At 49.4% G+C, this 11,671-nt stretch carries 10 protein-coding genes and 1 pseudogene; 2 read left to right on the top strand and 9 right to left on the bottom strand.

Features of this window, described 5'->3' with window-relative positions; genetic code table 11:
- Window positions 1-337 precede the first annotated feature (337 nt).
- Complete coding sequence (locus tag KDK14_RS00405; protein WP_257263038.1) at window positions 338-556, bottom strand: hypothetical protein; 219 nt, start codon at window positions 554-556, stop codon at window positions 338-340.
- A 228-nt stretch (window positions 557-784) separates the two neighbouring features.
- On the opposite strand from KDK14_RS00405, the gene KDK14_RS00400 reads away from it, so the two are divergent.
- Together KDK14_RS00400 and ggt are read left to right on the top strand one after the other, a co-directional pair.
- A complete protein-coding gene (locus KDK14_RS00400) occupies window positions 785-1,363 on the top strand; it encodes a hemerythrin domain-containing protein (RefSeq protein ID WP_257263037.1) in 579 nt (192 codons plus the stop codon).
- Between the two features lie 290 nt (window positions 1,364-1,653).
- A complete protein-coding gene (gene ggt / locus KDK14_RS00395; protein ID WP_257263036.1) occupies window positions 1,654-3,399 on the top strand; it encodes a gamma-glutamyltransferase in 1,746 nt (581 codons plus the stop codon).
- A gap of 131 nt (window positions 3,400-3,530) precedes the next feature.
- Here ggt and KDK14_RS00390 read toward each other — a convergent pair whose 3' ends face one another.
- From KDK14_RS00390 to KDK14_RS00360, 8 genes and pseudogenes are all read right to left on the bottom strand, one after another.
- A complete protein-coding gene (locus tag KDK14_RS00390; protein WP_257263035.1) occupies window positions 3,531-3,821 on the bottom strand; it encodes an ankyrin repeat domain-containing protein in 291 nt (96 codons plus the stop codon).
- A gap of 2 nt (window positions 3,822-3,823) precedes the next feature.
- Window positions 3,824-3,910: pseudogene (locus tag KDK14_RS21555) on the bottom strand (hypothetical protein); the annotation flags it as partial.
- Window positions 3,911-4,005: 95 nt separating this feature from the next.
- Window positions 4,006-5,892, bottom strand: a complete 1,887-nt coding sequence (locus tag KDK14_RS00385) for a ZmpA/ZmpB/ZmpC family metallo-endopeptidase-related protein (protein WP_257263034.1) — start codon at window positions 5,890-5,892, stop codon at window positions 4,006-4,008.
- 212 nt (window positions 5,893-6,104) lie between these two features.
- Complete coding sequence (locus tag KDK14_RS00380) at window positions 6,105-8,048, bottom strand: acetoacetate--CoA ligase (protein ID WP_257263033.1); 1,944 nt, start codon at window positions 8,046-8,048, stop codon at window positions 6,105-6,107.
- A 99-nt stretch (window positions 8,049-8,147) separates the two neighbouring features.
- Complete coding sequence (locus KDK14_RS00375; protein WP_257263032.1) at window positions 8,148-8,531, bottom strand: hypothetical protein; 384 nt, start codon at window positions 8,529-8,531, stop codon at window positions 8,148-8,150.
- A gap of 212 nt (window positions 8,532-8,743) precedes the next feature.
- A complete protein-coding gene (locus tag KDK14_RS00370) occupies window positions 8,744-9,499 on the bottom strand; it encodes a thiopurine S-methyltransferase (RefSeq protein WP_257263031.1) in 756 nt (251 codons plus the stop codon).
- 99 nt (window positions 9,500-9,598) lie between these two features.
- The gene (locus tag KDK14_RS00365; protein WP_257263030.1) at window positions 9,599-10,363 is read right to left on the bottom strand and encodes a hypothetical protein; all 765 of its coding nucleotides are present in this window, start codon (window positions 10,361-10,363) and stop codon (window positions 9,599-9,601) included.
- A 200-nt stretch (window positions 10,364-10,563) separates the two neighbouring features.
- Complete coding sequence (locus tag KDK14_RS00360) at window positions 10,564-11,583, bottom strand: GTP-binding protein (protein WP_257263029.1); 1,020 nt, start codon at window positions 11,581-11,583, stop codon at window positions 10,564-10,566.
- Between the last annotated feature and the right edge of the window lie 88 nt (window positions 11,584-11,671).

Here is an 11,671-nt window from a genome sequence, read left to right as displayed (position 1 = left end):
GTCCAGGCCTGGTTATCGCATAAAAGTTCCACATTGGGAGCTTTTACGATGGCGCCTTGCCCCATCCTCCCCAAGTCTTACACGAACTCAGCAGGCGGGGGACCGCCCCACGTTACATCCCGGCTTACGGCAGGTCTACATGAGACTGGTGGAAAATAGCAAAGAATGAACTAACACTCAAGCGGATGGCCACCCCGCGGATCGCTCTTTGCGGGGCGGCCATCTGCCTGTGCGGCCCGATTAGGCAATGCTTTACGACGGGTTTGGTAAATTGATTATGGCTGCGGATAAAGATCAGTGAGGCATCAGGTGGATTGGGGTTGATCTATGTGGCCCATCAATAAAGATGCCGTGGGTTGCTTGATTTACCAACAATCCTGCCCTTTTTATCGAGAATTTTATCTCTCGAGTCCACACGGTATATCTGCCTTAAATACTCTTTTTTAATGGCTTTCTCATCAATGAGAGGCTTGATATCAACGCCGGCGTGTGCCAGGTATTCAAGCATGTTCAGTGGGGGCGGCACAATAATCTCCGGGCCAGTGGTAATATGCACGATATCTTACCTTTCCCCTTGGCGATGTTTGTTGATGCAGGGCATAAAATGGTGTTTCGTACGAATATTTTGCAATCCGATGAAACCCGGTGATGAAGCTTGTTATCTATCAGTTTCATGGAAAAAATTTCATGGTATTCTTTGAAACCAGGAAGAATTGACTTGTATCAATACTCCAGAAAAGCAGGGCCTATAAAAGAGAAGAATAAATATTTAAGGGGATGTTATATGACCACCGTGATAGATCGGATCATCAAAGACCATCAACATATGGCACGCTTGCTGGACTATCTGGATTACGAGGTATCTGGTTTCCGGAAAGGCAGTGAGCACAATCCTGATCTGAAAATTATCATTGAAGCGCTGGATTATATGCATAACTATCCAGATGCATTTCACCACCCACTTGAGTCCAGGTTGATGGCCAGGCTTCGTCCCCGATTGTCCACCAAGGAAGAACGGTTTCAGTTTGATTTGATTGAGGATCAACACCGGCAGATTACGGCCATGACCCATAGGCTTGTGGAGGCTTTCCATACCGTTGCTTTAGACCAGGGTGTCCCGACAAATCTGCTCTTGGCAGAATACACCCTCTACAGTGAATTGCAGCGGGAGCACATGAGACTGGAAAACCAGTGTATGATTCCGGCGATGCAGTCATTATTGACAGTTGATGATCTGGTACTGGTTGATAATGATCTTAAGCAGATGTCTGACCCACTATTTGGTTCTCATTTGTGGGAGGTATATCAAGATCTGTACCGGTATGTTACTGAGCGGGAAAAAGGGCTGGAGCCGGTTATTTGATGTTCAGTTACTTATATTTTCCAGCAAATTGAATGTCAGGAATTTGCTGGGAGTAGGGCGCTAAGGAATTGCTCCGGAATAATTTGCACCTTGCTGAGTATCAAAAGGTCAAAATTATCTCGGGACAATTCCTGACTCTGTTGCTGGCTTGTCTGTTCTTCTTTAACGTCTTCAGCCAGTCTACAACTTATTCGTTTTGATATTGATAAATTGGTCATTGTACCCGGCATTTGTTTATTTTCCTGACGATCAGCGTGCAATGTCGACACCTGTGGAAGAGAGGTTAAAGCGTGGGTAAACCACTTACATGGATTGTCGGCATCTTCTGGATGCTGGCTCATTTGGTTCTGGCTGACGCCATCCCTCCCTGGGAGATTGCACCCGAGCCGGGCACTGGCACTACAGAACAGGAGCTGGTCAAGGCCTCCGACTATATGGTGGCTGCTGCGAATCCTTATGCTGTGCAAGCTGGTTATGACATTCTCAAACAGGGCGGTTCTGCTATTGATGCGCTCATCGCCACTGAGCTGGTATTGAATCTGGTGGAACCTCAGTCTTCAGGTATCGGTGGGGGTGGGTTCGTTGTTTATTTTGATAATAGCGCTCGGCAGTTATCAACCTGGGAAGGTCGTGAGACGGCGCCGGAGCTGGTAAAGCCCGATCACTTTAATGATGAAACAGGCGAACCCCGGGCGTTTTATGATGCTGTGGTGGGTGGACACTCTGTGGCGACTCCCGGCCTGCTCAAATTGATGTATGAGGTCCATCAAAAGCATGGAAAACTGGCTTGGAAAACCTTGTTCAAGCCAGCAATTAAACTGGCGCGGGAAGGATTTATTGTGTCACCAAGGCTGGCCAGACTTGTGGCCATGGACCAGACACGTCTGGGCCGGTATGAAACCACGAGAAACTATTTTTACCCCGAAGGGCGTCCTGTGCAGGAAGGCGATCTGCTGAAAAACCTGCCATTTGCCAATACTCTGTCTCTTATTGCCAGTGACGGGATTGATCCCTTCTATCGGGGAGAGATCGGTCGCGATATCGTAACAACGCTGAACTCAGTAACCGATAACCCCGGCCTCCTCAGTATGAGTGACCTGAGACGTTATCATGTTCAGGAACGTGACCCTGCCTGTATCGACTACCGGGAATATCGGGTTTGTGGCATGGGGCCGCCGAGTTCGGGTGGGCTGACCGTGGGGCAGATTCTCGGGATGCTGGATCATTTCGATCTGGCTGAGCTGGGCAAGGCTAATCCCATTAGCTGGCAACTGATTGGCGATGCAACGCGCCTGGCGTTTGCCGATCGTGGGCTGTATATCGCTGATGCTGACTTCGTTGATGTGCCAGAGGGATTACTGGATAAATCTTATCTTCTTGAGCGGAGTCGGCTGCTTGGCCCCGGCAGGCCTCTGCAAACGATTGCTCCGGGTTTGCCACCTGGCGTTGACGACATCAGCCAGGCTCCCGGTGAAGCACTGGCACTCCCGGCAACTACCCATATCAGCATTATTGATGACCATGGCAATGTGGTGGCAATGACCTCCAGCATAGAGAATGCATTTGGCTCACGCCTGATGGTCGGTGGCTTTCTATTGAATAACTCCATGACGGATTTTTCCTTCACGCCATTCATTGATGGCAAACCGGTGGCCAATCGCATAGGCCCGGGGAAGCGATCAATGTCTTCTATGTCGCCCACTATCGTGTTACGTGATGACAAGCCCTATATGGTTCTTGGCTCAGCCGGTGGCAGTCGAATTATTCTTCATGTTGCCAAAACAATCATTGCGCACCTGGACTGGCAATTACCCGTGGATGAAGCCGTTAGTTTATCGCACCGAATAAATATGCATGGCACTTATGAGCTGGAGTCCGGAACTGATGCACAACTACTGGCAAAACCGCTAAAAGCAATGGGGTATAAGGTATCGGTCCGTGATCTGAACAGCGGTCTGCATGCCATTGTTATAAAGCAGTCAGGCCTGGAAGGGGCTGCCGATCCACGGCGGGAAGGTGCTGTTATGGGGGACTGAATATCCGTATGTCCAAGACCGATGGCGCTGACTTCAGGCCCTGATCCGCCTCACCAGAGTCATGGCCATGGTATAGCAAGAAAAGAACGGTTTTTTCCCCTTGTCCAAACCAAGGCAGCAGCCAATCTGGATCAGGATAAAGTGCACTGTAGATCGTCCAAAGCTTCTGCAACATCTAATAGTTCTAACTGCCAGCTGTACATGGCTCCGGCTCCGACAAGTGCTCGCTTGCATTGTACATCACTGGCAAATTCCAGCGCTGTCTCGTTCCTGTTGTTTTTGACGTTAATATCTGCATTGGCATCAATCAGGGCCATAATGTATCCGATATTGTTTTTTCTGGCAGCCGCAAAAAGTGCAGTTTCACCGAGGCAGTCTCTGGCATTAAATCTGCCCCAGCCCTGATCAGGGTTTCGGCACATGCTACATTGTCAGTGCAGTTGCCCAAGTGCAGGGCTGTACGGCCCTTTTGATCTCTGGCATCGCGATTCGCCCCAGACTTAAGGAGCACAGGTTGAAGAATGACTTAAATTGGTTATCGAATTTGGAATACTATTTATAAACGCCCTTTCAAAGTGAGCAAATGCCTTTAACCACCTTCAGATACTATACCAACCGGAGTAACGGCACCCATTCACCATCATCGCTGTCTTCTGCAAAATCGGGCAGTGAGTTCTCGGAGTGTTCGGGGGATCTGTTCACGGGATTGTCCCCTGTGCTCCCGGCCAATATGGGGCTATGGCCAGTTGGAGCGGCAGACGATGCCCGGTTGCGACAGTAGCTATAGATGCACAAGCAAACCCCCGCCAACACAAACAGCGCACCGCCCAGGGCAATACAGGCATAAGCGGCTTGATTCAGGCCCAAAGCTCTTGGGCTGCTATTGCTGAAAGTGGTTGGGATTGTTGTCGGGGCGACAGGGTAGAACTCACACTGATGATTGTTTGCCAGTGCCGTAAAATTATAATCACCGGGCCGACAATCCGGCGTCAGCAGACCAGGGTCAATACCTGCACATAAATTATCCAGCCAGGGCTGACAACCAGGGACGGTATTGTTTTCCCAGTGTCCATTGATGCGGACATTACAGATATCAGGGTCAGAACCACCCTTGATAGAAGCCACTGCATATTCACTGTCGATTTCGCAATTTATCGCTGTGGTGCTGGCAACGATGGCTTTGGAAGCTAATATTCCCGCTCCGATGCCAGCAGATGCGTCCTTTCCGGAGGATGCCACGGTACAGTTCAGCGCGGTGGTGTCAGCAATCTTTGTAGAATCAAATCCAGTTAAAAGCATGCCCGCCCCGATGCCGGCGCCCCCGCCAGTGCCGGAGGTTGTCACATTGCAGTTTACCGCTGTGGTGTTGGCAACAGTTGCCACACTAAAAAAGCCTCCCCCCACGCCGATGCCTGCACTTCCATACCGGCCGGAAGCTGTCACGTTACAGTTCACGGCTGTCGTGTCGGCAACCATACCAAAAAGAGCAGCTCTGCCCGCGCCAATACCTGCGCAGCCATAATATCCGGAGTTTTCGACTGTGCAGTTCACCGCCGTGGTGTCAGCAAGCGTGCCAGTCCCGAAAGCCGTACCCGCGCCGATGCCTGCACCTCCATCCCTGAGGGTAGCTGTCACGTGACAGTTCACCGCAGTGGTATCGACAACATTACCATTACCACGAAGTAGCCCGGCACCAATACCTGCGCTCCCGGTCTCTTCGCCGCTAGCGGAGGTTGCCACAGAGCAGTTGATTGCGGTGGTGTTGAACACCGTTCCCCGGACATCCCCGCCGACAATTCCCGCACTGTTACCCAGGGCTACTACATGGGCATTTTTAACGCTGATATTACTGACCCTGGCAGCGTCTGCAATGGTACAGGCCACCACCGCGACCGGGCCTTTGTCTCTTATGTTGGCACCGTTAAAGTTCAGGCCATCGATCTGGCCCGGACCACCGAGCGTTTGCACCAGACAATGGCTGAGATTACAAATGGTGCCGTTTTTTTTGCCACGGAGTCTGCCGGTAAACGGATGAGTATCATTACCGATGGGCTGGCCCAACTGGCTGCCATCAATATCATCCCCGGTCTGTCGGTAATGACCATTGAGTGGATAGCCAGGGTCATGGCCGATCTTGCCAAGGGTTGCGGCATCCGGCACCGCTATCCACCGGTCACGGTTAGCGTTGGCTGTGTCAGCAGCGAGGCCGGATGGAGCCGCCGACACCACCGCGTTCGGCAGCTGGCGAGCCCCGGGCGATGTGCTGGCCGGTTTACGATGCTGCAACGATCTGTCTTGCTGTCGGTTTTTTATCTCACTGTGGTCGTTTACCGGGTTTGCCTCCCGGGTATTGTCCGGTAACAGCGGTACGGCGTCAGATTCCGCGAACACAGCCCGTTGCCCCCACCGACCCTGTGGCTGGGCAGACTGGGTTGTTGCAGGTCTTGAGTGGCTGGCCGTAATGCTGCCGGGCGAGGTTGATGGCTGTATCAAAATTACTACCTCATGATGGCTCGAATTAATGTGCTGGTTTCCTGACCCTGGATAAGTGGTTAACCAAATCACATTTTCTGACGAAGTGATCAGTCACCCTGCCGGGTTACAACTCCTGTCACATGGCTTCGGCTATGCTCCCTGCGCTGTGCCTTGCATGATAACTGTCCATCTGACAGAAAATACGATTCCAGTTTGCCAACTATTTAAGCTCAGAAAAAAAGTTCCTGACGGTTTCTGAACTGGTCAAGGGCATCCGGGTTGGCCAAGGCATCGGTATTTTTTACTGGCCGGTTATGAATCACTTCACGCACCGCCAGCTCGACGATTTTACCGCTGATGGTTCTTGGGATGTCGGTGACCTGCAGAACCTTGGCGGGAACGTGTCGAGGCGTTGTGTTATTGCGAATGGTGTGGGTGATTTTCTCGATCAGTTGATCATCAAGTGTCACGCCAGCACGAAGCTGCACAAACAACACAATGCGTGTGTCGTCTTCCCATTCTTGTCCTACGGCAATGCTCTCAAGCACTTCCGGTACTTTTTCTACCTGGCGATAAATCTCGGCAGTACCAATGCGTACTCCTCCCGGATTTAATACAGCATCGGCCCGGCCATGGATAATAACGCCACCATGTCGGGTGAGTTCGCCGTAATCTCCATGTGCCCAGACCCCTTTAAACTCCTTGAAGTAGGCGTTGTAGTACTTGCTGCCATCCGGGTCATTCCAGAAGCCAATGGGCATGGCAGGGAAGCTGGCCTGGCAGACCAGCTCTCCCTTTTCTTCGATCAGGGGAGTACCTGCAGTATCCACAAAGTGAACATCCATGCCCAGCCCCCGGCACTGCAGTTCACCACGATAGACCCGGAGTATCGGGCAGCCCAGGGCAAAGCAGGAGATGATGTCAGTGCCACCGGAGATGGAAGCAAGGCGGACATCCGGCTTTACCTCTTGATAGACATAGTCATAGCTTTCGTGCAGCAAGGGGGAGCCGGTCGATAGTATGGCCTTGAGATGTTGAAGGTTATGACTGCTGGCCGGCCTGACACCGGCTTTTTGCAGGGCGGCAAGGTACTTGGCGCTGGTGCCAAAAATGGAAACGTTCTCTGCCGCTGCCATATCCATCAGGGTTGCAGGTTCGGGATAAAAGGGGGAGCCATCGTACAACACGACAGTTGCGCCAATGGCCAGTGACGAAACCAGCCAGTTCCACATCATCCAGCCACAGGTGGTAAAGTAGAATATCGTATCCTGAGCTTTCAGATCGGTATGAAGGCCCAGCTCTTTCAAATGCTGTAACAGCGTTCCGCCATGACCATGAACAATACACTTGGGCACGCCCGTTGTACCTGAAGAGTACATAACGAACAGTGGATGATTAAACTCGACCGGCTCGATACGCACCAATTCATGGGATGGTTGACAGAAATCAGCCCAGAGCAGCCCATTGTCAAGCTGCCCGATATCCGGTTCCGGATGGGCAAAAGGCACGACGACGGTGGTTTCCAGCGATGGAATTTGTTGCTGAATCTCTGCAGTTTTTGCCATGCAGTCGATGGTTTTACCACCATAAAAGTAACCGTCTGCCGAAAGCAGGAGCCGGGGCTCAATTTGTCCGAAACGGTCCAGAACGCCCTGAATACCAAAATCTGGCGAACAGGATGACCAGACTGCCCCAAGCGCCGTGGTGGCCAGCATCAAAATAATGGTTTCCGGGCAGTTGGGCATAAAGGCCGCAACACGATCCCCTTTTTTGATACCGGCTGCCATCAAGCCCTGTTGGGCAGCGGCTACGCAGTGATAGAGTTCCCGGTAGTTCAGGGTCCGGCGACGGCCATTTTCACCGGTGAATATCAGGGCTGTTTTAGTATCTTTTCGTTGCAGTAGGTGTTCTGCGTAGTTGAGTGTTGAGTCAGGAAACCATTGAGCACCCGGCATACTGTCGTTTATTAATGCGGCGGATGGTGGAGTATGAAATTGTATCCGATAGAATTCAGCCAGCTGTTGCCAGAAGGCCGTTCTGTGTTCAATGCTCCATTGGTACAGGTCAGCATAATCCTTCAGTGGCAACCCTGTAATTTCTTTTACCCGGTTGATAAATGCCTGAAGATTGGATGAAGTTATTGTTTTTTGATCCGGTATCCACAGTGCTGGCATGAGTGTTCTCGTCTGGATTGTTTGCTGAAATGAATGTAGCTGCTTTTAGCACTTTCTCCAATATTATTATTGTTTGTTATCGAATTTAAACAGGCTAACTCAAAGCTCCAGCTCAAGTTCTTCTTTTATTCGAATTCGGATCAAATCAATGAGTTCCTGTGATTTATTGACAAAAACAGCAACATCACGAGATTCTAATGCCTGTATCATTGAATCAAAGATTTGGTCCTCATCTTTTCTTCCATAGAGTTGAAATTTCAGTCTTGAGCTTTGCAAGTTTGGAAGTAAGGCATTGTCTTGGGAAAACGGGTCTGAATGCTGTTTAATGGACAAATACACTGGCAAAAACGAATTCAGTGTATCAAGACGGAATTCGATTCGTCGGAGTTTCATCTCATGCCTTCTATTGATGAAAGCATTAATACAATAACTACTGGCCAAAATGATTGCAGAGATTATTATGGCCAAAATATAAAAAACCATTTGTTATCTTCCTGATGTAAATATTATTTTTTTGTTCACGCAGCTAACATTGGACTCCATCGTGAAAAGTGGGGTCTCTTGCTTTGCAAACGTTCCCTCGTTCACCATAATGCTTGTGACTGAGTCACTCACAGGTGCTGGCCCATCGATTTTTTATTCTGCATGTAATAGCCGGTAAGTTCAACTTCACGCTCAAAAACTGCCGATTAAGGCTATTTTCGGTCAAGTTTGAACACATGCTCGGTCATTACTTTCAAACCCTGTGCCTGTTTGCGTGGTGAGGGTTTGGTGTCCCGTGTTTCGATCAAATCAATCTCGAAGTGGCCACCGTAGAGTTCTTTTACCCGATTGGCTGGAATACTGAAAGGTGGCGCTGCTGCGGCAATATCATCATATTCAACGGTAATCAGCAGAATTTGTTCAATATCTGGTGCAATGCGCAGGAGATGTTGTATGTAGGCTTCCTGCGCGGCGGGGGGGAGTGCAACCAGCGCTGCCCGGTCATAAACAAATCTGGCTGGAATACTCTCCTCTGCCAGGGTAAAAAAATCCCCCTGAATCAGGGCTAATCGTTCGCTGGACCAGTACTCGTGTTCACCTGCTACCTGCCTTGAATAATTGAGGCTTTGCTCGGAAAAAAAAGCCTGCACCGCAATCTCACTCAGTTCAGAGCCGATAACAAAGTGTCCCTGCCTATGGAGTTCAACCATATCCAGGCTTTTGCCACACAGCGGAACAAACACCATATCCTTTGGTACTGCGCGTATCTTGGGCCAGTGTTTCAGCAGCATAGGGTTGGCCTGGTCAAGATGGAAGCCAATGGTATTGTTCTCCCAATGAGACTGCCAGTTAATCTCGTCCATTGCTATTGATATCCCGTTATCATGGTCGGATATTGAATCGGATGCTTTGCAATTATTAACCATACCGACTGCCAGTAGGAAGATAAATAGCTGAGTGTAGTTCATGTTCAGCCTCACTTTCTGAAGTTGTGCATAAGTAGTTAACCAAATGAAATCGTATTTTCTGACTAAGTGGACAGTCACTCTGCGGCGTTACAACTACGGTCACATATCTACGGCTATCAGGCTGTTCCAGTCAGGTGCAATAGTGAGTAAAGAGGGAGATGATTCCTGACAGCTGACATCGAAACAGTAATTGAACTTGAATGGCTCACCACTTTTCAGAATTCCAAATACAATCTTCGCATTAACATAATCTTCAGGAATATCCCAATCTTCATCACAATAGGAGTAAATTGCTTTTATCTCTGGTTCAGTGCCTGGCTCCGGTGTATAGTCCACCAGAGTTTCTAGTGACAGGACTCCCTTAACCTCAAGCTCATCTTCAGGATTATCAGGATTTATAAACTTCAAGTATTCACTGTACAAGATGTTGTTCTCGTCGCTTGGCTCATCGGGTGTCAATAAAAATGGCAGTGCCTCTTTTTCTTCTTTTATTTGGGATAAGTCTTCAGGTTTGAATCTGTCTTTCTCTAACACCAGGTTCGTCATTTCTTGAATAAACTCAACAGGGAATTTTCCGTTTTGATCACAAACCTTGCCAGTGTTTGCAGGCGATGCATGGGCTACCTTCAGGTGGCTGACGGCCTCATCAGATGAGACAGCACCAACATTTTCAAATCTGGAGTTGTCATCACATTCAGCAAAACCAGTTGTTGTTCCACCTGCAGACAAATGAGTGGGCGTCCGAGGTGGGGATATACCTGCATGAAAAGACGCAAAATCGACTTGCTCACTTTTAGTATCTTGAGAATCTGTACTGAAAAAATTGGGAAAATCAGGGCGGAGGTTGATATTATCAAAATTCATTACAACTATCCTGGAAATTAATGATCATGCTGAAAATAGGTTGTTGATGTTATTTTGTTAACAAAATAACCGGGTGTTTAGATCGTTTAAAGTTATTTGAAAACTTAACATGATATTTGGCAATGAGTCGAGTTCACATTCTGAACAAAATAAATCGTGCTGAATTAACAGCGCTCGTTACTGAATAAGAACAAACCGGCTTATGCCGGTTGGTAAATAATGGTTTTCTGCAGCCGGGTTTCAAAGTCATCCCAGTCCATAGGCGCACTGCTGATGATTTCCAGGCGGCTGTCCGGAGTTTCTTCGATCGCTATTACACTGACGATGCCATCCTGCATATTAAACCCTTTTACGCCCTGATCTGTTTTTGCCACAGCTTTTAACCGCTGGGCAGTTTGTGAGTGAATCAGTGAAAACAGCCGGTCAAAAGAAAACGAAGTACTTTCTGAAAACAGCCAGCCACAACTGAAATGATTCTGTCCTTTATTTTCCTTGCGCAGAAAAAGCTGGCCTTCCGGCAGCTTGAGGCTTATAGGTTCCGTCCCTTGTTGCTGATCAGGGCTCTTGTGGTGGGCATGGTGTGCTTTGGGGTTAACCGCCACACGGTCACGGCGAGGAAGACCTAGCAAGGCAACAGATAATGCACCTTGCTTAACCCAGGCTATTTCTGGTTTTGGTGCCGGTAGCTGGTCTGCAAACAGCTCAAAGCGTCTACGGTCATCCTTGCAGGATAAGTCCGTTTTGTTGGCTACCAGTACATCCGCCAGATGAATCTGATCCCGAAAATTGTCATTCTCAAGGTATCGGGGATCTTCAAGGTTCCGGGGATCCACAAGGCAGATGGTGGCTTCCAGGCTCAGAACCGCCTGATAATACTCGCCTTGAAGGGTGTTAATGATTTCCTGTGGATGCCCCAACCCGGTGGGTTCAATCAGCAGCCGGTCCGGATTACTGCGGGCGATCAGCATATTGAGGCCAATCTGCATGGGTAGCCCGGCCACACAGCACATACAGCCACCGGGCACTTCTCGCACGGCGATATCATTACGTGCTGCAGACCCCTGTAGCAGGGCGCCATCAATGCCGACTTCGCCAAACTCATTGACCAGCACAGCCCAGGTTTCATGGTCGGGTTTCTGCCTGAGCAAGTGAAGGATGGCCGTGGTTTTACCGGAGCCCAGGAAGCCGGTGATCAAATTGGCAGGAATGGTTTTGTGCATTGTATTAGCATTCGATATTCAGTGGTGAGCAGTTAAGGAGCTGTCCTGAAATAACTTCGACATTTCTACAGACGCTACCCGCCGCCCG

Origin of the sequence: Endozoicomonas sp. ONNA2 (assembly GCF_024606365.1) — a bacterium.
Classification (GTDB): Bacteria; Pseudomonadota; Gammaproteobacteria; order Pseudomonadales; family Endozoicomonadaceae; genus Endozoicomonas.
The sequence above is the reverse complement of the archived record's forward strand: the minus strand, read 5'-3'. Positions and strand labels throughout refer to the sequence as shown.